Origin of the sequence: Kribbella sancticallisti, from assembly GCF_039530625.1 — a bacterium.
In the GTDB taxonomy this organism is placed as follows: Bacteria; Actinomycetota; Actinomycetes; order Propionibacteriales; family Kribbellaceae; genus Kribbella; species Kribbella sancticallisti.
In genome coordinates this window covers 505,731-527,935 of record NZ_BAAAOS010000017.1, presented here as the reverse complement: position 1 = coordinate 527,935, position 22,205 = coordinate 505,731, and the positions used below count along the sequence as shown (strand labels likewise).

General features: G+C 68.1%; 25 protein-coding genes and 1 tRNA gene. 10 read left to right on the top strand and 16 right to left on the bottom strand.

Annotated features, from left to right (window positions below; all coding sequences use genetic code 11):
* The 5 genes from ABD255_RS10255 to ABD255_RS10235 form a co-directional block, all read right to left on the bottom strand.
* Positions 1-506: carbohydrate ABC transporter permease (locus ABD255_RS10255; protein ID WP_344212271.1), on the bottom strand; the 506-nt coding region annotated here is incomplete at its 3' end.
* On the bottom strand, positions 491-1,384 hold the full coding sequence (locus ABD255_RS10250) for a carbohydrate ABC transporter permease (protein ID WP_344212270.1): 894 nt from the start codon (positions 1,382-1,384) through the stop codon (positions 491-493). The genes ABD255_RS10255 and ABD255_RS10250, both read right to left, overlap by 16 nt.
* Positions 1,385-1,387: 3 nt before the next feature.
* Complete coding sequence (locus tag ABD255_RS10245) at positions 1,388-2,698, bottom strand: ABC transporter substrate-binding protein (RefSeq protein WP_344212268.1); 1,311 nt, start codon at positions 2,696-2,698, stop codon at positions 1,388-1,390.
* Between the two features lie 88 nt (positions 2,699-2,786).
* Positions 2,787-3,200 (bottom strand): RbsD/FucU family protein, encoded by a 414-nt coding sequence (locus ABD255_RS10240; protein WP_344212266.1) that lies wholly within the window; start codon positions 3,198-3,200, stop codon positions 2,787-2,789.
* A 62-nt stretch (positions 3,201-3,262) separates the two neighbouring features.
* On the bottom strand, positions 3,263-3,700 hold the full coding sequence (locus ABD255_RS10235; protein ID WP_344212264.1) for a MarR family winged helix-turn-helix transcriptional regulator: 438 nt from the start codon (positions 3,698-3,700) through the stop codon (positions 3,263-3,265).
* Between the two features lie 80 nt (positions 3,701-3,780).
* Here ABD255_RS10235 and ABD255_RS10230 point away from each other — a divergent pair, with 80 nt between their 5' ends.
* Both ABD255_RS10230 and ABD255_RS10225 read left to right on the top strand, forming a co-directional pair.
* Entirely contained in the window at positions 3,781-4,128 is a 348-nt protein-coding gene (locus tag ABD255_RS10230) for a hypothetical protein (RefSeq protein ID WP_344212262.1), read from the top strand.
* 80 nt (positions 4,129-4,208) lie between these two features.
* Complete coding sequence (locus ABD255_RS10225) at positions 4,209-4,334, top strand: hypothetical protein (protein ID WP_344212260.1); 126 nt, start codon at positions 4,209-4,211, stop codon at positions 4,332-4,334.
* Between the two features lie 251 nt (positions 4,335-4,585).
* Here the strand turns inward: ABD255_RS10225 and ABD255_RS10220 are convergent, their stop codons facing one another.
* Positions 4,586-4,786 carry a hypothetical protein gene (locus ABD255_RS10220; RefSeq protein WP_344212258.1) on the bottom strand — a complete coding sequence of 67 codons (201 nt, stop codon included), beginning with the start codon at positions 4,784-4,786 and terminating at the stop codon, positions 4,586-4,588.
* Between the two features lie 80 nt (positions 4,787-4,866).
* Here ABD255_RS10220 and ABD255_RS10215 point away from each other — a divergent pair, with 80 nt between their 5' ends.
* The 3 genes from ABD255_RS10215 (at position 4,867) to ABD255_RS10205 (ending at position 10,950) form a co-directional block, all read left to right on the top strand.
* Positions 4,867-7,701: a M36 family metallopeptidase gene (locus ABD255_RS10215; RefSeq protein WP_344212256.1), complete on the top strand. Its 2,835-nt coding sequence runs from the start codon at positions 4,867-4,869 to the stop codon at positions 7,699-7,701.
* 176 nt (positions 7,702-7,877) lie between these two features.
* A complete protein-coding gene (locus ABD255_RS10210) occupies positions 7,878-10,037 on the top strand; it encodes a (Fe-S)-binding protein (RefSeq protein WP_344212254.1) in 2,160 nt (719 codons plus the stop codon).
* Positions 10,038-10,134: 97 nt separating this feature from the next.
* On the top strand, positions 10,135-10,950 hold the full coding sequence (locus tag ABD255_RS10205; RefSeq protein WP_344212252.1) for a LolA-like protein: 816 nt from the start codon (positions 10,135-10,137) through the stop codon (positions 10,948-10,950).
* A 59-nt stretch (positions 10,951-11,009) separates the two neighbouring features.
* Here ABD255_RS10205 and ABD255_RS10200 read toward each other — a convergent pair whose 3' ends face one another.
* Positions 11,010-11,804 carry an SDR family NAD(P)-dependent oxidoreductase gene (locus ABD255_RS10200; RefSeq protein ID WP_344212250.1) on the bottom strand — a complete coding sequence of 265 codons (795 nt, stop codon included), beginning with the start codon at positions 11,802-11,804 and terminating at the stop codon, positions 11,010-11,012.
* Positions 11,805-11,915: 111 nt separating this feature from the next.
* On the opposite strand from ABD255_RS10200, the gene ABD255_RS10195 reads away from it, so the two are divergent.
* From ABD255_RS10195 to ABD255_RS10180, 4 genes are all read left to right on the top strand, one after another.
* The gene (locus tag ABD255_RS10195; protein ID WP_344212248.1) at positions 11,916-12,647 is read left to right on the top strand and encodes a hypothetical protein; all 732 of its coding nucleotides are present in this window, start codon (positions 11,916-11,918) and stop codon (positions 12,645-12,647) included.
* Complete coding sequence (locus ABD255_RS10190) at positions 12,635-13,474, top strand: DUF4097 family beta strand repeat-containing protein (protein ID WP_344212246.1); 840 nt, start codon at positions 12,635-12,637, stop codon at positions 13,472-13,474. The genes ABD255_RS10195 and ABD255_RS10190 overlap by 13 nt, the downstream gene beginning before the upstream one ends.
* 41 nt (positions 13,475-13,515) lie before the next feature.
* Entirely contained in the window at positions 13,516-13,743 is a 228-nt protein-coding gene (locus ABD255_RS10185) for a hypothetical protein (protein ID WP_344212244.1), read from the top strand.
* A 124-nt stretch (positions 13,744-13,867) separates the two neighbouring features.
* Complete coding sequence (locus tag ABD255_RS10180; RefSeq protein WP_344212242.1) at positions 13,868-15,388, top strand: hypothetical protein; 1,521 nt, start codon at positions 13,868-13,870, stop codon at positions 15,386-15,388.
* A 58-nt stretch (positions 15,389-15,446) separates the two neighbouring features.
* On the opposite strand, the gene dcd is transcribed toward ABD255_RS10180, so the two are convergent.
* Both dcd and ABD255_RS10170 read right to left on the bottom strand, forming a co-directional pair.
* The gene (gene dcd, locus ABD255_RS10175; protein ID WP_344212240.1) at positions 15,447-16,022 is read right to left on the bottom strand and encodes a dCTP deaminase; all 576 of its coding nucleotides are present in this window, start codon (positions 16,020-16,022) and stop codon (positions 15,447-15,449) included.
* Between the two features lie 193 nt (positions 16,023-16,215).
* On the bottom strand, positions 16,216-16,656 hold the full coding sequence (locus ABD255_RS10170) for a MarR family winged helix-turn-helix transcriptional regulator (protein ID WP_344212238.1): 441 nt from the start codon (positions 16,654-16,656) through the stop codon (positions 16,216-16,218).
* A 233-nt stretch (positions 16,657-16,889) separates the two neighbouring features.
* Here ABD255_RS10170 and ABD255_RS10165 point away from each other — a divergent pair.
* Positions 16,890-16,963: transfer RNA gene (locus ABD255_RS10165), tRNA-Gly, on the top strand.
* Positions 16,964-17,042: 79 nt separating this feature from the next.
* Here ABD255_RS10165 and ABD255_RS10160 read toward each other — a convergent pair.
* From ABD255_RS10160 to ABD255_RS10130, 7 genes are all read right to left on the bottom strand, one after another.
* A complete protein-coding gene (locus tag ABD255_RS10160; protein ID WP_344212236.1) occupies positions 17,043-18,197 on the bottom strand; it encodes a tyrosine-type recombinase/integrase in 1,155 nt (384 codons plus the stop codon).
* The gene (locus ABD255_RS10155) at positions 18,197-18,403 is read right to left on the bottom strand and encodes an excisionase family DNA-binding protein (RefSeq protein WP_344212234.1); all 207 of its coding nucleotides are present in this window, start codon (positions 18,401-18,403) and stop codon (positions 18,197-18,199) included. The genes ABD255_RS10160 and ABD255_RS10155 overlap by 1 nt, the downstream gene beginning before the upstream one ends.
* Positions 18,404-18,586: 183 nt before the next feature.
* Positions 18,587-20,104, bottom strand: a complete 1,518-nt coding sequence (locus ABD255_RS10150) for a YfjI family protein (RefSeq protein WP_344212232.1) — start codon at positions 20,102-20,104, stop codon at positions 18,587-18,589.
* A gap of 137 nt (positions 20,105-20,241) precedes the next feature.
* Positions 20,242-21,108 carry a bifunctional DNA primase/polymerase gene (locus ABD255_RS10145; protein ID WP_344212230.1) on the bottom strand — a complete coding sequence of 289 codons (867 nt, stop codon included), beginning with the start codon at positions 21,106-21,108 and terminating at the stop codon, positions 20,242-20,244.
* A 27-nt stretch (positions 21,109-21,135) separates the two neighbouring features.
* The gene (locus tag ABD255_RS10140; RefSeq protein ID WP_344212228.1) at positions 21,136-21,579 is read right to left on the bottom strand and encodes an RRQRL motif-containing zinc-binding protein; all 444 of its coding nucleotides are present in this window, start codon (positions 21,577-21,579) and stop codon (positions 21,136-21,138) included.
* The gene (locus tag ABD255_RS10135) at positions 21,579-21,770 is read right to left on the bottom strand and encodes a hypothetical protein (RefSeq protein WP_344212226.1); all 192 of its coding nucleotides are present in this window, start codon (positions 21,768-21,770) and stop codon (positions 21,579-21,581) included. The genes ABD255_RS10140 and ABD255_RS10135 overlap by 1 nt, the downstream gene beginning before the upstream one ends.
* A 25-nt stretch (positions 21,771-21,795) precedes the next feature.
* Entirely contained in the window at positions 21,796-22,113 is a 318-nt protein-coding gene (locus tag ABD255_RS10130; protein ID WP_344212224.1) for a hypothetical protein, read from the bottom strand.
* Positions 22,114-22,205: the final 92 nt, after the last annotated feature.

Below are 22,205 nucleotides of genomic sequence, written 5' to 3'. Positions count from 1 at the left end.
GCCGCCTCGTCGAGCTCGCGCGGGATGCCGCGGATGAACTGCACCATCAAGAAGATGCCGAACACGTTCACCAGGGCCGGCAGCCAGATCGCCACCGCCGTGTCGACCAGGTGCAACCACCGCATCAGAATGAACACCGGTACCACGGTCAGCTGGACCGGCACGACCAGAGCCGCCAGCAGCACCACGAAGATCTTGTCCCGGCCGGGGAAGCGCAGCCGGGAGAACGCGTAGGCGGCGAGCGCGCTCGTCAGCAGCGACCCGGCCGTGGTGATCACCGCGATCTGCAAGCTGTTCCAGGCCATCCGGGCGAACGGGATCAGGTCCGGCACCTGCCGGAAGTTCTCCAGCGTCGGCGGACGCGGGATCCACCGGGGCGGCAACTGGAACGCGTCGATCGGCTCGGACAGCGCGGTGACGACCAGCCAGACCAACGGCGCGATCATCAGCAGCCCGCCGAGCACCAGGACGAGGTCGAGCAGCCGGCCCTTCACTGCTGCACCCACCGTCGGCTGAGCCGGAACTGCAGTCCGGTGGCGGTCATGATGACCGCGAAGAGCACCAGCGACAGCGCCGCGGCGTACCCGACCTCGAAGGCCTGGAAGCCCTTCTCGTAGGTGTACATCACGATGCTCTGGGTGGCGCCGTCCGGACCGCCGTTCGTCATGATCAGCATCGGGTCGAAGATCTGGAAGGCGCCGATGAAGGTGATCACGGTGGCGAAGAAGATCGTCGGCGACATCACCGGCAGCGTCACGCTCCAGAACCGCCACCAGGCGTTCGCGCCGTCCACCCGGGCGGCCTCGTGCAACTGGGCCGGGACGGTCTGCAAGCCGGCCAGCAGGATGATGAAGGTGTAGCCGATGGTGTGCCACCAGTCGACCACGATCAACGTCGGCAGCGCCCAGGTCGGCGAGGCCAGCCAGTTCGTCACCGGCAGCCCGATCTCCTGCAGGTAGTGCGTGGCCAGCCCGAAGGACGGGTCGAGCACGTACTTCCAGACCAGCGCCACCGCCGCCCAGGAGACCAGGAACGGAAAGAAGTACGCGGTACGGACGAAGTACTTGGTGCCTCGGGTCATCGTCCGGTGCACGCCGAGCGCGAGCAACATGCCGGCCCCGATGTGGGTCACCACCGAGGCGGCGGCGAAGACGAAGGTGTTGACCACGGCCCGGATGGTGGCCTCGTCGGTGACGAGTTGGCGGAAGTTGTCCAGGCCGGCGAACTCCGGCGTACTGAGCAGGTCCCAGTGGAACAGGCTCAACCCGAAGGCCGCCACCAGTGGAGCGGCGACGAAGACCAGGAAGAGCAGCACGGCAGGACTGATGAACAGGTACCCCGGGAGCCAGTCCCGCCGCTGAGCCTGGGTTGCAGCAGATGCCACGGATCAGACCAGACCCTCGAGCGCCTTCTGGGCCTTGCCGAGCGCGTCGGCCGGTGCGGCGTTGCCGGTCAGCACCTGCTTCCAGCCGTCCTCGATCGCCTTCTGGACCGCGGCGCCCTTGTCCGGCGACGGGATCGGGGTCGCGTAGCTGAGCGCCTGGTAGAGCGACTCGGTGCCCTTCGGCGCATCCGCGAGGAACGATTCGCTGTTCGCGATCGACTTGCGGGCCGGCACGATCGTCCCGCCCAGTTGGGCGAAGAACGACGAGCCCTCCTTGGAGATCAGGAACTTGATGAAGGTCCAGGCGTCGTCCTTCTTCTTCGACGCCTTCATGATCGGATAGCCGTTCCAGCCGACCGGAGAGCCCTGCTCGACCTTGACCGGCCAGGGCACGATCCCCATCTTCGACTGGAACTTCAGGTTGCGGATGCTGATGATCGGCCAGCGTCCACCGCCGAACATCGCCAGCTTGCCCTGCGCGGCCGCCGTGAACGCGTCGAAGGTCCCGCCCGGCGGTGGTGACAACTTGTCGGCCACCAGCGCCCGGTTGAAGGTGGCCGCCTCGATCACGGCCTGCTCGGCGAAGGTCGGCTTGGCCCAGTCGTCGCTGAAGCTGCTGGTGCCGTTGGTGAGCAGCCACGGCATGATCGCGGCGAAGTACGCGGAGTCGGCGGCGTAGCCGAAGGCGCCGGTCTTGGCCTTGATCTGTTCGCAGGCGGCGCGGAAGTCGTCCCAGGTCCACTTGGCCGTCGGCTCGGGCACGCCGGCCTTGGCGAACAGGTCCTTGGAGTACCACATGCACATCGTGTTGAACTCGCCCGGCAGGTAGTAGGTCTTGCCGTCGGTCGAGCTGTACTTCTTGTTCCACTCGATCAGGTTCGGGTCCATGTCGGCGTAGTACTCGTCGATTGTTGCCTTGTCCTTGGCGATGTAGTCGTCGAGCGGCGCGAGCAGGCCTTTCGACGCGAACAGCCGCTGGCCCTCGGTCGCCACCTGGATCACGTCGGGCACCTGGCCGCCGGCCAGCCGGGTGGACAGCTTGTTGAAGAAGTCGCCCCAGTTCGACAGCGGGATGCCCTCGGCCTTGAGCTTGATCTCGGGGTGCTGCTCGCTGAACTTGGCGAACAGTTTGTTCCAGGTCGCCTGCTGCTCGGCCGTGCCCATGTAGACGAAGGACAGTTCCTTCGTGGAGGCGCCGCCGCCGCTGTCGTCGTCACCGCCGCAAGCGGTGAGCGCACCGCCCGCGGCCGCGGCGAGCGCGGTACCGCCGGTTGCTCGCAGGAATCCTCGCCGGCTGAGCACAGACTGGTCCATGGCGGCTCTCCTCGTGGGAAATCGATTTCTCGCCAGAATAGGCCCCACCGCCGAAACCCTGTCAAGGGCGTTCGGCCGAACCGGTGGACTACTGCACGACGCCGAGGGTCAGCAGGATGTTCGCGTAGAGGCGCTGCTCGCCGGTCGCGACAGCGACGGCCAACTCAGGCCCACGAGCCGTCGAGTAGAAGTCATTGCGGGCCAGCGGCCGCAACTCGACCGACGGCAGCAGTTCGCGGAATCGCCCGTAGATGTCCGGTTCCTCGCCGGTGTCCGTCGCCATCACCCGGGCCGCCTCGACCGGTACTACGCCCAGCAGCGTCTCGAGTACGTCGTCCACCGGGATCTGTCCCGGCCGCAGGTTGAGCCAGACCGTCTCGGCCGTCGGGGACACCGCGGTCGAGTAGGGATAGTTGCCATCGGCCAGCAGTACGACCGAGCCGTGGCCGGCTCGCGCCAGCGCCCCGAGCAACGGCGGGTGAATCAACGGGTAGCGCAGCACGTGGGCCTCCTCGACGGGCAGAGCGCCACGGTATCGCCTCGGGTCTCGCGTCAGGTCCCGTCTCAGGTCTCGCAGATCGGCAGACCGGCTTCGGCCAACCGGGAGACCAGCGCGTTCAACTGCTTCTGCTCGGTGGCGGACAACGGCGCCAGGAAGGCGACCTCCGCCTTCCGCATCAGCACCGCGGCCTCCTTCAGCGCCGCGAGTCCCTCGTCCGTCGGAGTCACCACGTGCTTGCGCCGATCGGTCGGGCTCGCCTCGCGGCGCGCGTAACCCAGCCGCTCCAGGTCGTCGAGGACCGCGACCATCGTGGTGCGGTCCATCCCGGTCAGCCGGCACAGGTCCTGCTGCGACAGCGAGTCCGACCGGATCCGGTCGAGCACCCGGACATGCCGGGGACGCAACCCCAGCGACTCCGTCGAGCGGTCGAAGTAGCCACCCGCGGCCCCGCCGAGCTTCACCAGCAGATAGCCGGTCGAGGTCTCCATCCGCTCATCCACACCCCGACCTTAGGCCCTTCCGGTGATCCACTCCATCAGCTACGCTGATCATCAGTGCTACTGACGGTTTGGAGAAGTCCATGACCCTGCTCACGGCCGCCCGGATCATCGCCGCCGGACTCAGCCTCACCACGTTCGTCTTCCTGTTCCTGCACGACTCGTTCCGCTCCGGCAACCTGTTCCTGGTGCCCGATCTCGTGCTCTGTGCGGCGCTGCTGATCGCGGCGGCGTTGCCCCGGCAGTTCGCAGTACCGGCTTTGATCGGTGCGTTCGGGATGGCTGCCGGGGTGTTCGCGACCTCGGTCTCGTCCTATGCCGTCGACGGCGAGTTCGGGCTGCCGAGCACCCTCGGCGTGGCCACGAGCGCGGCGATGGCAGCGCTGCTCGGCCGCACCCTGAGTACGGCCGGAAAGCTCAGTCAGGGTTGAGTTCGGGGTAGGTCCACCACCACCTCGATGCGGGGGCTGACGCTCCTGTGAGCCGGGCCTGAACTGCCGACGATCGACGCATGACCACGACGACGGCGATTCAGCCGGCCACCCCGAATCGGCTCGGCTGGTGGATGGGCACGGTGGTCGCCGTCGGAGTCCACCGGCCGGGAGGACTTCTTCGGCTCGCACTCGGTCGGCGTTGAGGACGGTGGCCCGGGCCTGCCGATCACCGGCTGGAGCATCGAGGGCGGCGACCTGCGGATCGGCCACTTCCTCGGCGTCCACGCGTTGCAGTTGATCCCGTTGCTTGCCCTCGGCCTCATTCTGCTCGCCCGGCGCCACCCGGCCTCCGGCCGGAAGGCCCACGCACCGCTCTGGTCTTCGTCGGTGCGGCGGCTTACGCGGGGCTGATCTGGCTCGTCACCTGGCAGGCCGGCCGCGGCGAGTCCCTGATCTACACGGGCCGCTCGACACTCCTCGCGGCCGGGTCGTTGCTCAGCGCGACGATAATCCTGTCGCTCGCAGTATTGGTCCGTGCACGAAGGACAACCCTCGCTTCCGCCGCTTTCCGCAGATAACCCTTCCCCGCGCTCCCCGCCAGCCTTAGGGTCAGCCCGGACGGGTCGTGGAGGGCGACCCGCGCATCGAACTTCATGGAGCGCTGCTGTGAAAGTTTCAGGCAAGGGACGGGGGCTCCTGGCAGTTTCTGCCGTGTCGGCCACCACTCTCCTAGCTGTGACAGCCGGAGGTGGCGCCACCGCGGCCACCACGGCCACCCCGGACACCAAGGCCCCGGCCGAGGCGACCAAGTCGATCGGCGACAAGGAGCGCAAGGGCAACTACGACGCCCGCACCCCGAACGCCCGGGCCACCTACGCCCGCGCCGCCAAGGTGGTCGGCAAGGAGACCGCCGCCTCGGAGAAGTTCCGCAACTCCCTCGGCAGCCAGGGGGTCGTGTCCCTCGACGCGAACACCGGCACGCCCGAGCAGGTCACCAAGCTGGACGGCTTCCTGACCGGCAAGAGCGCCAAGAAGGCGACCGACATCGCGCTGGCCTACGTCAAGGCGCACCCGGAGGTCTTCAAGCTGTCGACGTCCGACCTCGGCACCCTCAAGCTGCGCAAGGACTACGTCGACGACCTGGGCACCCACCACATCTCCTGGGTCCAGGAGGTCGACGGCATCGAGGTCTTCAGCAACGGCCTGAAGGCCAACGTCACCAAGACCGGCCAGCTGATCTCGCTGCAGGGCGCCCCGATCTCCGGTCTCGTCCCACAGGCCGAGGCCCGCTCCGCCGCCCCGGCCGTCAGCGCCGACGGTGCCCGCACCGCCGCGATCGAGGACATCGGCGGCAAGGCCGCCGCCGGCAAGGCGAGCAAGTCCGGTGTGACCACCAAGTGGAGCAACGGCGACCTGGCCAAGCAGGTCTACTTCCACACCGCGAGCGGCCTGCGCAAGGGCTGGATGACCTACGTCAACGCGGGTGGCTCCAAGATCTACACCCACGTCATCGACGCCCAGACCGGCGGGCTGCTGTACCGCCGCGACCTGGTCAGCGAGGGCAACGGCGACGCGCTCGTGGTGGACAACTACCCGGGTGCGGCCAAGGGTGGCACGCAGCGCACCGAGAACCTGATCTACAACAAGTGGCTGCCGAAGAACGCGAAGACGCTGCTCGAGGGCACCTCGGTGGTCGCGTTCGCGGACGTCAACGACGACAACCAGCCGAACGCCGGTGAGACTGTCAAGGTGCCGGGCACCCGGACCACCTCGGAGTACAAGCTGGTTCCGTTCCAGTCGAACGCGCTCTGCTCGACGTCGTTCGTCTGCAGCTGGGACCCGGTCAAGCCGGACTCCTGGAAGACGAACATGAACCAGGACGTCACCAACGGCTTCTACCTGGCCAGCAACTTCCACGACTGGCTGGCCAAGCCGCCGATCAGCTTCACTCCGGCAGCCGGCAGCTTCGACGCCGCGGGCGGCGACCCGGTGCTGCTGAACGCGCTGGACGGCGCGGCGACCGGCGCCGACGGCGGCCCGGACGCCAACCACGTGAACAACGCGAACATGTCCACCCCGCCGGACGGCATCCCGCCGACCATGCAGATGTACCTGTTCGGCACGGCCGGCGACGACACCACCGTCGCCACCAGCTCCTCCAACGCGGCCGACATCCTGTACCACGAGTACGGCCACGGCCTGTCCAACCGTCTGGTGGTCGACGCGACCGGCAACTCGACGCTGAACAGCATCCAGGCGGGCGCGATGGGTGAGGCCTGGAGCGACTTCTACGCTCTGGACTACCTCGTCTCGCACGGCCTGGAGAAGGACACCACGGCACCCGGCGAGATCCTGGAAGGCAAGTACGTCACCGGCGGCGGGACGATCCGCACCCAGGCGATCGACTGCCGGGTCCGGGCCAAGGCGCAGAACTGCGTCGGCATCGACGGCTCGCAGGGCGGCTACACCTACGGCGACTTCCCGACCATCGGCGGTGCGCCCGCGGTGCACGCGTCCGGTGAAGTCTGGGCCCAGACGCTGTGGGACCTGCGGGAGCGCTTCGGCCGGACGTACGCGGTCAGCCTGATCACCCGGGCGATGGAGCTGTCCACCGCCGACCCGACGATGCTCGACATGCGCAACGCGATCGTCCAGGCCGACCTGGTCGCCAGCGGCGGCAAGAACGCGGGCATCATCTGGCAGGTCTTCGCCAACCGCGGCATGGGCTGGTTCGCCGGTGTCATCGACGGCGGCGACGCCGCTCCGGTGGAGGACTTCCACATCCCGCCGAAGGGTGCCACCACCAGCATCACCGGCATCGTGACAGACAACCCGACCGGTGCTCCGGTGGCCGGCGCGCTGGTCTTCATCGGCGGTCACGCCTCCGGCTACGCGGGCGACTACTCCGCCGTGACCGGGCCCGACGGCAAGTACACGATCAACGGCGTGTTCCCGGGCAAGTACGGCAAGTTCGTCGTCTCCGGCGCCGGCTACGAGGTGCTCAGCGCCCCGCTGACGGTCAAGCCCACCGGCACCACGGCGAACTTCTCGCCGCGGCGCAACTGGGCCGCGGCCTCCGGCGGCGGCGCGGTCGTCGACTTCAACGGCCCGGACTTCAGCCCGCAGTGTGGCCCGGACTACGCGATCGACGGCACCCTGGGCACCGGCTGGGGCAGCACCACCGGCGACGACGCGGGCACCCCGAGCGGTGTGATGATCCCCAAGCACATCGACATCGCGTTGCCGGCGACCGTGAACATCAGCAAGTTCTCGATCGACCCGTCCAACACCTGTGGCGACCCGGGCAGCTCCTCGACCGGTAAGTACCGGGTCGAGACGTCCGTCGACGGCACCACCTGGGCCACCGCCCTGGAGGGTGAGTTCACCGCCGAGAACCGGGGCAAGTACAACGAGGTCACGCCGACCGGCAACACCGCGGGCGTGAAGTTCGTCCGGTTCGTGATGCTGAGCCCGCAGGTCCCGGACTTCGCCACGAACTGCCCGGACGGCGCCTTCGGCGGCTGCCGCTTCACCGACATGACCGAGATCCAGGTCTACGGCACCAAGTAACACCCCGCAGCACCCGCGAGGGCCGGCCGAGCATCCGCTCGGCCGGCCCTCCGGCCTTTCCGCCGCAGGTCAGGGGCCCCGAACGGTCCGGCCAGGCGAAGTGAGACGCAACACGCGGGCGTGATGCGTCCTACACCGACATGACTCACCGGTAACCAACCAATAACATCGCTGGTATGCAGATCCTCGCCATCGTCGTCTCGCTCGCGGTCGCCGCCGTCGGCATCGCGTTGTTCGGCAAGACGATCGGGCACATGGTGTCCGTCATCAAGCTCGGCCAGCCGGCCGGCCGTACCGACAACCCGGGGCAGCGCACCGCGACGCTGGCCAGGGAGTCGCTGCTGCACACCCGGATGCTGCAGTGGAGCCACATCGGCGTACTGCACTGGTTCGTCGCCTTCGGTTTCATCGGGCTGTTCCTCAGCCTGGTGACGGCGTTCGGGCAGTTGTTCGACGCGCACTTCGCGCTGCCGATCATCGGGCACTGGTTCGTCTTCGAGTGGGTCAGCGAGTTCCTCACCTGGACCGGGCTGATCGCGATCGCCGGCTTGATCGTGATCCGGCTGCGCAACCTGCCCAAGGGCGAGAAGGGCCGGTACAGCCGGTTCTTCGGCTCCCGCGGCTGGCAGGCGTACTACGTCGAGTACACGATCCTCGGCGTGCTGGTCTGCATCCTGCTGCTGCGCGGACTGGAGTACCAGCTGGGCGCCGGCTCGAAGTTCCACTTCCCGGCCACGTTCTTCGTCGGCACCGGCCTGTTCGGCGGGCTGAGCGAGCACGCCCTGGAGAACGCGGTCTACCTGGTCGCGATGGTCAAGATCCTGATCTCGTTCGCCTGGATGATCACCATCTCGCTGAACGCCACGATGGGCGTCGCCTGGCACCGCTTCACCGCCTGGCCGAACATCTGGTTCAAGCGCGAGGCCGACGGCGGTACGGCGCTGGGCGCGCTGCAGCCGATCATGGTCAAGGGCGATCCGATCGACTTCGAGAACATCGAGGAACTCGACGAGGACGCCGCCCTGGGCGTCGGCAAGGTCGAGGACTTCACCTGGAAGGGCCTGCTCGACTTCACCACCTGCACCGAGTGCGGGCGATGCCAGTCGCAGTGCCCGGCCTGGAACACCGAGAAGCCGCTGTCGCCGAAGCTCGTGGTGATGAACCTGCGCGAGCACGCGTTCGCCAAGGCGCCGTACCTGCTCGCCTCCTCCGACGACGACCGCAAGTCGCTGCCGGAACTGGTGCTGGCCGAGCAGGAGAGGCCGCTGGTCGGCTCTCCCGACGTCGCGGTGATCGACGAGGACGCACTCTGGGCCTGTACTTCGTGCGGCGCGTGCGTGCAGCAGTGCCCGGTCGACATCGAGCACGTGGACGCGATCATGGACATGCGCCGCTACCAGGTGCTGATCGAGTCGTCGTTCCCCTCGGAGCTCAACGGTCTGTTCAAGGGCCTGGAGAACAAGGGCAATCCGTGGAACATGAACCCGTCCGGCCGGATGGACTGGGCCAAGGATCTGCCGTTCGAGGTCAAGCAAATCGGCGGCACCGACCCTGATGATCCAGAGACGCTGGCCGAGGTCGAGTACCTGTTCTGGGTCGGCTGTGCGGGTGCCTTCGAGGATCGCGCCAAGAAGACCACCCAGGCGGTGGCGGAGTTGCTGAACATGGCGGGCGTCTCGTTCGCAGTACTGGGTGATGGCGAGACCTGTACGGGCGACCCCGCGCGGCGGGCGGGCAACGAGTTCGTCTTCCAGCAACTGGCGATGCAGAACGCCGAGGTGTTCAAGGAGACCGGCGCGAAGAAGGTCGTCTCCACCTGCGCGCACTGCTTCAACACGCTGAAGAACGAGTACTCCCAGCTCGGCGTCGAACTCGACGTCATCCACCACACGCAACTGCTGAACCGGCTCGTCCGCGAGGGCAAGCTGACCCCGGTCGCGCCGGCCGACAGCTCGCTGAACGGCCAGAAGATCACCTACCACGACCCGTGCTACCTGGGCCGCCACAACCAGGTGTACGACGCCCCGCGCGAGCTGCTCGAGATCATCCCGGGCGCGGAGTTCGCCGAGATGCCGCGGAACCAGACGAAGTCGTTCTGCTGCGGCGCGGGCGGCGCGCGGATGTGGATGGAGGAGAAGATCGGCACCCGGATCAACGTGAACCGGACCACCGAGGCGGTCGAGACCGGCGCGGACAAGATCGCCACCGGCTGCCCGTTCTGCCGGGTGATGCTGTCCGACGGCCTGACCGCCAAGCAGGCGGACGGCTCGGCCCGCGAAGAGGTCGAGGTCGCCGACGTCGCTCAACTCCTGCTCGCCTCGGTCAAGCGCGGCTGACCCCCGACGCCTGCGGCAAGCTGCAAAATCCCTTCCCGGATGAACCTTTGACCTCATATGATCCGGCGTCTTGATCTACTGGGGAGGGAAACACACAGTGAGGCTTCGTACCCGGGTGGTGGCCACGGCCGCCACTCTCCCGCTGATCTTGGGCGCCGCAGCGTGCGGTGCCGAGAAGAAGGCGGACACCACGGCCACCGGCGGTACGGGCAGCACGCCCACGTCCACGCCGGTCAGCACGCCGACGGCACCGCCGCTGAAGGTCGCGCCGGCGGTCAACCACCTGACCACGGCCAGCTTCCTGCCGGCCATGAAGAAGGCGATCGCCACCAAGACCACGCTGCGGACGACCATGCGGATGGTCGCCGGCGGCGAGGTGATGACGGTGACCGGCGTGCAGTCCACCAAGCCGGTCGCGATGCAACTCGACATGAGCGGCTCGATGGTCGGCGGCAAGGCGAAGATGATCGTCACCGGCGGCAAGCTGTACGTGTCGATGAAGGATCTGACGCCGGCCGGCAAGTTCGTCAAGGTCGACCCCAAGAACAGCTCCGACCCGCAGGCCGCCGCCTTCGGCTCGATGCTGGAGGAGATGGACCCGACCAAGACCTTCGACGCGTTCGACGGCGGCCTGCTCAGCGTCAAGTTCGTCCGCGCCGAGACGGTCGCCGGCGCCAAGCTGGACCGCTACGCGGTGACGGTGGACACGGCCAAGGCGCTGAAGGCACAGGGCCAGCCGGCGGTCGCCGGCATGCCGAAGACGCTGGTCTACGCGCTCTGGATGGACGCCGCCAACCTGATGCGCAAGGTCTCCTTCGAGATGCCCGGTGTCAGCATGACAATGACCGCCGGCGACTGGGGTAAGCCGGTCTCCATCAAGGCTCCCCCGGCCAGCGCGATCGTCAAGCGCTGACCTCAGCGCCTCATCACGTCCGAGGACCGGCCCCCGCCGGTTCCTCGGACGTTGTGATTTCAGCGCAGGTAGGAGGCGCCGTTGAAGTCCAGGACGGCGCCGCTGGACCAGCCCGCCTCCGGTGACGCGAGCCAGACGACGGCCGCCGCGACCTCTTCGGGCGTCGCCACCCGGTTGAACGGGCTCTGAGCGCGGACAGCGTCTCCGGCCGGGCCGTCGAGACTCTGCGCGGCCATGTCCGTGGCGATGAACCCAGGCGCGATTGACGTCACGGTGATGTCATGCGGCGCGAGTGACACCGCCATCGACTGCCCGAATGCGTGCAGTCCCGCCTTGCTCGCCCCGTACGCCGGTACGTCGGGCTCGCCGCGGTAGGCCCCGCGCGATCCGACATTCACGATCGCGCCTCTTCTCACGCCGTCGGCAGGCTCCACCTCGAGCATCTGCCGGGCCACGCACCAGGTCAGGTGCGCCGCACCCTCCAGGTTCACCGCGAGAGTCCGCCGCCACGCCGCCACCCAGTCGTCGTACGAGGTGTCGGCGAGCGGGTGGCCGATCCGCCGGGAGCCCGCGACGGGTTCGTCCACGAACAGCGCCGCGTTGTTCACCAGAACATCGATCCGGCCCAGCACACCAGCCGATTCCTCAACCAGGGCAGGGATTCCGGTCGGATCACCCAGATCACCGGAGAGCACCGCATGCCCCTCGCCCGGCAGCCCGGCCAGTACTTCGCGCGCCCGGTCCACCGCGCCCCGGCAGTGCAGCACGACCCGATCCCCGGCCGCCGCGAAGGCCTTCGCCACCTCGGCCCCGACTCCTCGCGACGCACCCGTGACGAGCACTCCTCTGGACACCTGGTTTCCCCTCTCCTCGACTGGCCCTCATTCTGCCCTGACGCCACCGTGGCGGCCCGATGACATCAGAAGGTGTTGACAGTGACGTCACTATGACGTCATGCTTGCGTCATGGAACTTGACCACTACCTCGAGTCGGTCCGCCGTAGCGTGGAGAACGCCACCGCGCTGGCCGACGACCAAACTCGCTCCGTGGCCCAGCGCCTCGGAGCAACGCTGGATGACGCCGGCCGACTGGCGCTCATCTCAGCCCTGTCCGACGCCGCCGGGGAGATCAGCCGCGAACTGTCGCCCGGTTCGGTCGAACTGCGGATGGCCGGTGGCCGCCCCGAGTTCGTCGTCACGCCGGCCCCGAGCCAGTTGACCGGCGCCGATGACGACGACCTGGACGACGACACCGACGAGACCGAGCCGGTCCTGGCCGACCTCGCCCCGGACGCCGACGAGCCGACCGCGCGGATCACCCTGCGGCTGCCGATGTCGGTGAAGAACAAGGTGGACGAGGCCGCCGCCGCCGAGGGCATCTCGTCGAACGCGTGGCTGATGCGCACCGTGATGACCGCCCTGACCGGCGGCCGCGGCGTACCCCGGCCGCCCCGCCCACCGCGCGCTCCGCGCGGCGGCATCTTCGGGCCGGACGGACCGCTCGGTCCCGACGGACCGCTGGGTCCCGACGGTGTCTTCGGACCGGACGGGGTGTTCGGACCCGAGGGCCCCTTCGGGCCGGACGGAGTGTTCGGTGACCGCCGCGGCGATCGCCGGGACCGGGGTCGCGACCGCGACCGCGGACAGCGCAGGGGCGGACGCGGTCCGGGCCAGCGGATGACGGGATGGGCACAGTGAGCGGCTTCAGCAGTCAGTTGACCGGCGAGCCCGGCGAGATCGACCGGGTCCGGATCGAGATCGGCTCCGGCCTGGTGGAGATCCGGCCCGGCGACGGCGACCAGACCCAGGTGAGCCTGGACGTCGGCAGCGGCGACGAGGACGACGTGGTGTTCGAGGTGGTCAACGGCGAACTGATCGTCGAGGGCCCCAAGAACGTGCGCCGCGGACCGGAGATCCGGGTCCGGATCCAGACCCCGGACGCGCTGGCCGCCCGGATCAAGACCGGCTCGGGCCAGATCAGTTCCACCGCGCCGCTGGCCGAGTCCCGGCTGTCGTCCGGGTCGGGCGACATCCGGGCCGACCGGATCGAGGGCAGCCTGGCCGCCAGCACCGGCAGCGGCGACATCCGGGTCGGGTACGCCGCCGGCACGGTCCGGGCGAGCACCGGCTCCGGCTCGATCGACATCGCGGAGTCTGCCGTCTCGGTCGCGCTGACCACCGGGTCCGGTGATGTCCGGGTCGGCGACGCGGGCGGCCCCGCCACCGTCAAGGTCGGCTCGGGCGACATCACCATCGAGCGGATCCGGGACCACTCGGTCGCCACCTCCGGCTCGGGTGACGTCCGGGTCGAACTGGCCGACGGGCCGAGCGTCCGGGCCGAGACCGCCCGCGGCGACGTGCAGATCGGCGTACCGGACGGAGTGCCTACCTATCTGGACCTGAAGACGGTCACCGGCCAGATCCGGTGCGACCTGGAGCCGGGCGAGAAGCCGGCCGAGGGCGAGCGCTCGCTGATGCTGCGGGCCCGCACCGTCTCCGGCGACATCACCGTCGTCCGGGTCTGACCGAACCATTCGACAACGGGGACCGATGAGGGGAGACAGCAATGATCAGCGAACAGCAAGAGGTAGCCCGCTACCGGGTGGCCGAACAGATCCGGGCCGCCGAGGTATGGGCCCAGCGCAAGGAACAGCGCGACGAGCAGCGCGCCAACCGGGCTTCGCGGCGTCACGGCGTCGTCCGGCACGGGCTCGCCGGAGTACTCCGGCGGCTCGCGGACCGGCTCGAGCCGCAGCCCCGGCACCGGCGTACCGGCCTCTCAGTGGTGCGGTGAGATCGATGACATCACAAGCCCTTTGCAGCTTGTTGCAACGCCTGGGTCTGCTGACCGGCACGAACCGCTGACGCTGCTAGCGTTCGGGCCGTCACTCTTGGTCGAGACTTGGGAGAGAGAAACGATGTTGCGTCCGTTGATCACCGCAGCCGCAGCGGTCGCGTTGCTGGCCGGCTGCAGCGGCGGTGAGGACCAGGCCTCGGACTCCGGCACCGGCGACGACCAGCAGACGCCGTCCTCGAGCCCGACCCCGACCACTCCCGAGTTGCCCAGCTTCGATCCGCCCAAGGCGTTCAGCGCCGTCGCCGGGGTGGCCGAGCCGCGCTCGTCCGACAAGATCGCCTTCAAGCCCGGCAAGGCCGGCATCGTCGGCAAGACCTCGCTGTACGCGAACCGCACCGCCATCACCGGCGTCGTGATCGACGGCAGCCAGAGCTGGCAGACGCTCGCCAAGGAGGTCGAGACCACCGAGACCACCGACTTCACCGCACCGATGGCCGTCCAGCTGGACGGCAAGGAGGTGATCGCGACGGCCTACGTCCAAAGGGTCGAGGCCGGCGGCACCCAGAAGGCCCACGGGCAGGTGAACTTCCAGTGGATCGATCCGGCCGACGGCAAGATCCTCAGCACCGTCGCCGTCGACATCACCCCGGCGGTCGGTGCCGGCAACGGCGCCGGCCGGCTGCTCAGCCAGGCGTACGACGCCGCGACCGGCCAGGTGGCGATCGGCCTCGGGGTCTCCTCGCCGGACGCCACCTCGAAGATCAGCAGCATCACCGCCTACGCGGACCCGACGACCAAGAAGGCCACGCTGATCCCGGACGTCCGGGCCGCGGGGGTGCTGAACGGCACCGTCGTCGGCGCCAAGGGCGTGGACGGTGAAGGCAGCAAGACGCTCTCGATCGCCGTGGCCGACGGAGCCACCGGCACGATCAAGAAGAACACCCCGACGCCGGCGATGAACTACCTGATGCCGCTGGGCACCGGAGGTCCGCGCGCCTTCCTGTCCGGCAGCGGCTACGTCCAGTCCGGGGAGTACAACGGCCACTACACCACGTCCGTCTACGCCGTCGACATCGCCACCGGCGCACTGGTCGAGACCAAGCTGCCGAACACCGAGCGGCGCAACGACGGCTACACCTGCTTCTCCGACCACGTCACCGCCCTGGTCTGCAACGTCACCGAAGGCGGCGGCCAGGTCGACGAGATCGTGGCCTTCGACGCCACCACCGGCAAGAAGACCTGGGGCTACACGTCCAAGTCGGCCAACCGCGTGGTCCCGAAGATCACCACGGTCTACAACGGTGCGGTGTACGGCCAGGCACAGACGCTGCCGGCCGTTCTCGACGCGAAGACCGGGCAGGACCTTCCGGTCCCCAGCCCCACCCGTGGCGACAGTGGCACACCGAGCACCGGGAGCACCCCCTCTGAGGGTGGCCCGACCGACAGCAACTCGCCGACGAGCAGCAACTCCGTCGGCAGCGGATCGGGCACCGGTGGCTGGGGTGACACCTCGCTGATCTACGGCGACCCGCAGTCGCCCGAGATGGTCTCGAAGTACGGCAGCGTGTACCTGCTCTCCCCGGGCGGCAAGGCCCCGACCGGCACCGAGAACATCCTGGTGGTGCAGAAGGCGATCGGCTGAGCAGCCGGCGACAACGAGCCCCCGGCGGATTCCGCCGGGGGCTCGCTCGTGCTCGGGTTCAGATGTCGCTGCGGTGGAAGTTCAGGAACGAGCGGGACGGCGTCGGACCGCGCTGCCCCTGGTAGCGCGAGCCGTACTTCGTGCTGCCGTACGGATGCTCGGCGGGAGACGACAGCCGGAAGAAGCACAGCTGCCCGATCTTCATCCCCGGCCAGAGCTTGATCGGCAGCGTCGCCACGTTCGACAGCTCGAGCGTCACGTGGCCGGAAAAGCCGGGGTCGATGAACCCGGCGGTGGAGTGGGTGAGCAGGCCAAGCCGGCCCAGCGAGGACTTGCCCTCCAGCCGCGCCGCCACGTCGTCGGGCAACGTCACCAATTCGTAGGTGGAACCGAGCACGAACTCACCGGGATGAAGGATGAAGGGCTCCTCGCCCTCCGGTTCCACCATCCGGGTCAGGTCGGGCTGTTCCTCGGCCGGATCGATGTGCGGGTACCGGTGGTTCTCGAACACCCGGAAGAAGCGATCCAGCCGTACGTCGACGCTCGACGGCTGCACCATCGCAGCATCGAACGGATCCAGCTGGACGCGTTTCGCGTCGAGCTCGGCCAAGATGTCACGGTCGGAGAGCAGCACGAACGCAACTTACCGCAGCGTGCTGCAACTCCGCCCATCCTCGGCGCGGGCACCCTGGATCGACACCATCCCCCGCGGTGTCCTCCACCGGCACCGACGCCCGGCGTCGGCGTTCCGTCGTCCGCCGGCCCGGCGACCTGTTCCGGAGCCCTCAGCTCTCCGGAGCGCTGCCGCTACGGGCCTTCGGCAACGGCTAACCGGCCACCTTGTTGAACTTCGAGACCTGGCCGGCGAACGTCTTCACCTGGGCCGGCGACCAGTCCCTGAGCAGGTCCTCGATCACCTTGTGCCGCTTCTTCCGGGCCGCGGCGAGCTTGCGCTTGCCGGTCGCCGTCAGAGTCAGCAGGGTGGCCCGGGCGTCGGACTTGTCCGCGGCCCGCTTCAGCAGTCCCTCTTCTTCCAGTCGCGCGCAAGCCCGGCTGACCGGACCCTTGTCCACCTCGAGTGCCGCGACCAGGTCGGCCATCCGCACCGGTGCGAGCTCCTCGACATGATTCAGCAACGCGTACTGCGCCGGCTCCAGATCCGGATGTGCCTCGTCGGACAGCGTCCGCTGCAGACCACGCAGCCGGCGCGCCAGTGTGACGAGCTCCTTCTCCAGGTTCTCCAGCGCGTCGTTAGTGTCAGTTGCCACCGTTCACCCCTTCTTTTCAGTTGCCCCGCAACCATCTTGTCCGGTCCCAGCCGGGACCGCATCCTCACGTTGCGTCCAAATGTTGCCCCCGGCAACGCGTTCTAATCTGCCAGAAGATGACGGACCTGCCCAGTCCTGGGCGTGCCCTTTGTGGAAAACTGGCCGATAACCCCCCGTGCAAACCGCCCCGGGGACCAGGTATGATCCCTGGGTCTGCTGCTCCAGGGCAGCGCGCGGGTGTAGTTCAATGGCAGAACATCAGCTTCCCAAGCTGACAGTGCGAGTTCGATTCTCGTCACCCGCTCCAGGGCAAAACCCCAGGTCAGAGGCAGGTTTCTGACCTGGGGTTTCGTCGTTTCAGGGCTCGGGTAGAGCCTCCGTGCCCGCTACGTGCCCGATGCCTCCGGGAGGTCGTCCGTATCCGACTCGACCGGAATCTCCTTCAGGCGCTTCTCGACAAGTTCTGACATGCCCCGGGCCACCGTCCGATGCCGGTCGTCGTTGGTGTGCAGATAGATCAGTGCAGCCCGACTGCTCGCGTGACCCATGCGCTCCATCAATTCTCGGAGCGTCGCTCCGCTCTCTGCCGCCCACGTATTGCCGGTGTGGCGGAGGTCGTGGAAGTGGACCCGGCCGTCAAGGCCAGCGGCCTTCAGCCCGCGCCGCCAGTGGCGCTGGAAGGTTGATCGCCGCAACTGTGCGCCCTTGGCACCCGTGAAGACGAATGCGTCTGATTTCGATTCCACATAGATCTCGAAGTGCGTCCGGATATCGTCCATGACGAACTCGTCTAGGTAGATCGTGCGTCGTCCGGCTGCCGACTTCGGAGAACTGGTCCGAAGCTCGCCGGTCGGCAACTCCACAACAGCCTGCCGGATTCGCACCACACCATTCACCAGGTCAACATGACGCCTCTGCAGACCCGCCAGTTCGCCCCACCGCAGGCTGCCGAAGGTTGCTAGCAGCACGAGGACGCGAAACCTCGGGTGCACTCCGTTGGCCACCTGATAGACCTCCGGCACACTGAGCACCGGCCGTTCAGGGCTGCGCTCAGTTGCAGCGCCTTTGATGTAGCAAGGGTTGGTATCGATGATTCTGTCCTCCACAGCAGTTGCCAGGATCGAGCGCAGCAGTCGGTAAGCCTTGGCGGTAGTGACCGGTCCTAGGCCGCCGTCCAGGAGGTTCTGCCGCCAGTTGCGCAGCTTCGGCGGCGTCAGTGCCCGGACCGGCTCAGTGCCGAGCGTCGGCGCAATGTGGTTCCGAAGAATGCCGCTGTAGAGCACCAGCGTTTTCGGCCGGAGTCCGGGCCGCTCCCGAATCCAGTTGTGCGCGTAGTCACCCAGCGGGATCTCCCCCAGGGCCGGATCGATCCATTGATTGCGCGAGAGATCGGCCTCTTTCAGAGTCAGCCAACGCGCGGCCTCGCTCTTCGATGAGAACGTATCTGGGGCGGGCCGGTCGATGCCGTCCGGCCCCGGATAGCGGGCCTGAAATCGGCCGGACGGAAGCTTACGAATTCTGCCGAATCGTCGTTTGGTCATCAGGCAGCCCTCCCGCTGCAATCGAGGTCGACGGGGAACACGGTGTTTCGTTTGATGTGCTCCTGGATCGCTGACTTGGGTATCCGGACCTTGCTGCCGTACTTCACGTACCTGATTCGCTTCTCTGCGATGAGGCGGCGCGGGTACCGGACGCCGCTCTCCTTGAAGGTGCCCAACATGATCGCGGCCTCGGTCACGTCCAGCATCTCTTCTTCATCAGTCGTTGCCGTAGACAACTGGGTTCTCCCTTGCGTCGTGATCCGATCGGGTCCGGGTGCTCGGGTAGCCATGCGGTTTGTCGATCTCCCTCGTGAGGATGGAATCTGGGAGGCGCTGACAAAAATGACAGAATTGACAGAAGTCGGGTTTGGTCATTTTTGTCATTTTTGTCAGGGGTTTTGGAGGGTGGCGGGATGGACGTCGTAGGCGATGGAGGGACGGCCGCGTCCGGGCTTGTTATCGCGGAGCCGTATGTAGCCGTGGTCGGTGAGCAGGCGCAGCGGGGCTTCGAGGTCGGCGGCGGTGTTAAGTCCGCGTCGGCCGTTCTTGGCGCGGAGCAGGTCGCGTTGGGTGAAGGTGTCGCGGCCGGTCTTGTCGCAGTGTTTGGTGATCCAGTCAAGGACTTCGCGGGCGTCGTCTAGGTCGGGGTTGGACTGGCCCATCAGGTCGTAGACGGCTAGGGCGTGGTCGAGGTAGTAGCGCCCGATGCGTTCGGCCGCCTGCAGGGTGTCGGCGGTGATGGGGGTCGCGTAGCCGGTGGTGAAGGTGTGGGCCAGGTGGAGCAGGGCGGCGAGCCGGACGACGGCTCCGGCGAGCTTGGAGGCCCAGTCGGTGATGGGTGCGAGCTGTCCGGTCTGTGGGTGGAGTCGGGGTTCGATCCAGTTCTGAAAGTCGAGCAGGACCTGGCGGGCATCGGGGGTGAGGTCGAGGTGGTGCGGGGTGTCGTGGTCGGCCAGGAGCAGGACGAGGGTTCGCAGCGCGTCGCAGTAGGTGGTCTCGGTGGGTTCGGGGACGGGGATCGGTTCGTTGTTGCGGCTGCCGACGGTGTTGACGGGCAGGCTGTAGAGGATCCGTGCGAGGACTCCTCGGTCACGGAAGCCGGGCTGGGCTGCCAGACCTTGCAGGGTGCCGGGCTGGGTGGTGACTCCGAGCGTCAGGGCCGGGCGGTCGATGGACTCGGACTCGCGGCCCTTGCGATCGACTTGGAGCTTGTCGCCGGCGTGGCCTTTGAGGAACACACCGAGATTGGGCGCGGCTGAGTAGCGGGTGCCGGTGAGGGTGGCGAACACGTCACCTTCGGCCGACAGCACAGCGATCCTGCCACCGTGGGCAGCCATAAGAGACACGCACGACTCCGGCGTCACGTCGTCGGTCATCAGCCGGGGCAGCTCAGGCACGACGATCCCGGCAGCCTCCTTCGCTGCCGCTGTCGCGTCGGCCAGTGCTTCTTGAGGGTTCGCGGTGGCGCGTTCGGCCTTCTTGGCGAGGTCTTCGGCGCGGGCGTGGGCGATCCGCGCGGCCAGCTCGGCTTCGACGCGCTGTTCTGCGGTGGTCTCCCGCAGTGCCTCTTCGGCGTCGGTCAGCGGTCCGGTCATGGCCCGGAACACCGGCGACTTGCGCGACCCCGGCGGCAGGGCGGTGACGGTGTAGAGGTTGACCGATTCGGTCCAGGACCGATCGACCTGCACGAGCACCTTGCCACCGGCTGCCGTGGACAGGCAGGCCAGCGCCACCGACCCGGCCAGATCGGCCGGGGTCTGGGTCGCTTCCGCGACGGCTTCGACCTGGTCCGCGAGCCAGCCGGGGAACACCTCGACCGGGAACGGTCGCAGCAACCGGTCGGTCTTCAGCGGCACCGGAACGCCGTCCCACACCGGCCCGGCATCGGCGACCGCGGGCGTGCCCATCTGGTCGTGATGCCTTGGTGTGTGCTGAAGATTTTGGGTTGTTCTGATCGGTGTGGGTGGCGTGAGTGGTGTGGGGTCCCATGGGTCTTCTGGCGGCTCTTCGAGGGGCGGTAGCCAGTCGGGGATGTGTTCGGCGCTCATGCTGCGGCGATCCCTTCGTCACGGAAGCCTCCGTTGATGGCGGCTCGTATCTCTCGGTCGCTTTGCTCGGCTTGGTGGCCTGCGTCGGTCAGGACGTTGACGGCGTCGGCGTGGTCGATCGCGCCTGCCGCGACGAGCCGTGCGACGCCTCTGGCGGCTCCGTAGAGGGTGTTGCGGCGCTTACCCTCTGGGGCGTTGCGTACGGCGTTCAGGTGGGCGGCCAGCAGCTTGGAGGGGTGGGAGATGCCCCCGCCTTGCCGGGTGGGCGGCAGGCCGGCGCGCGGGCTCTGGACGGGCGGCGGGTCGAAAGCGGCCAGCAGTCCGGGCGGGGGCATCTCGACGTCGGTGGCGGTCTGGCCCCACTGGTAGGGGCGGTGGGTGCGGTGGTGGATCGAGGGCGGCAGCACGACGTAGCCGCCGTCTGCCTTGATGTCGATGCCAGGTCGTCCGGGCATGGGGCGGGAGGCGATGTGGTGGCCGGGGTGGCGGTAGTACAGGTGCAGGCCACCGGATCCGGTGTGGACGTGGAGGGTGCGCGGGACGAGCCGTTCGGCCATGAGGTCGGACAGGCTGTGGTCGCCGCCGTGCGCGGGGTCCACGTCGACCACGAGCAGGCCGGACGCGGCGCCGGTGCGGACGGCGAGCTGTCCGCGCGGGACGGCGGCGACGATGCGGGTGATGCGGGCGGGGTTGGTGGTGGCGGCGTAGAACCCGTGGCAGGTCAGGTGTCCGCAGGTTGCCGGGTCGTGCGCGTCGGGCGGGCAGGCGTCGCAGTTGGCTACGGGTCGCTTGGATCGTCCGAGCATGAACACCGGCCAGCCACGTTGGGCGGCTTCCAGGGCGGCGGTCAGCAGGTCTGTCACGGGAAGGTCCTCCTCGAGTAGCAGGGTTCAGGCGGCGTGGGGATATGTCGTGGCGTAGCGGTCCGCGCCACTGGTCATGCACAGGTCGCACCGACCGTCCGAGGTCGGGATGCAGTAGTCGGTGACTCGGCGGCAGAGTTTGCAGCGGCGGCGCGCTTCCATCGCCTTGTCGAGTGCGTTGAGCTGTGCCGGTGACGGGACGCGCGACGGCTTGGCGAGGTCGAGGCGGTACAGCCAGGCCCAGCGCTGCCCGTTGCGCCACACCAGCAGCGCGTAGGGTTCCTGCCCGCCGGGGCACATCCGCATCGCGCGGAGCTGGCGGCGGGTGGCCAGGCCGGCGGGCGCCCAACGGAACTTGAACACCGGCGTACCGGCGTGGTCCCAGCCGAGTGCCTGCCTGCCGTTCCACAGGGTGATCCAGCGCGACGCGGCAGGGTGCAGACTCGCGCGGTCCATCAGTGGCCCGGTCATCAGAAGTGCCACCACCGGCGGCGGCGATCGGCGGTGTCGAACCGGTCGCGGGCGGCCAGCGCTTCGGCGGTCTCGTTGTCGGCCGAGTAGCTGGTGAAGTCCGCGAGTGCTGCCCGGTACTCCTCAGCCGGGCTCAGCTCCTCGTCGGCGGTGGTGTCGGGCTTGCGGGTCTTGCGGGGTTTGCGGGCCATGGTGGTTCGGGTCTCCCTGGGGTGGTCAGCGGGTGCGGCGGTTGCGGTTGTGGTCGATGAGGCGGCGGCCGATGCGAGTGCGGCGGCCGGTGCCTTGGCAGCGGCGGCAGTTGCGGAACGCCTTGCCGCGCGGGGCGCGGGACTTGCCCGAGCCTGAGCACTTGGTGCAGTTGGCGTACGGGAAGATCAGGCAGCCGAGCAGGTAGAGCGCGACGGCGGCGATCCCGGTCCCTGCCCAGACCGCGACGCGCTCTGCGGAGGTCAGCGGCTGGGTCTCGGTGACGACGGAGGCGGGCAGGAAGGTCGAGGCGTAGAGCCAGAGCAGATGATGCGCGGGAACCACAGTCAGTCACCTTCTGTAGTCGAGTTTGGACGTGACGGGTGGAGGCGAGGACTGCCGATAGGTGTCGTCGCCGGAGATTCGGGAGTGAGTTA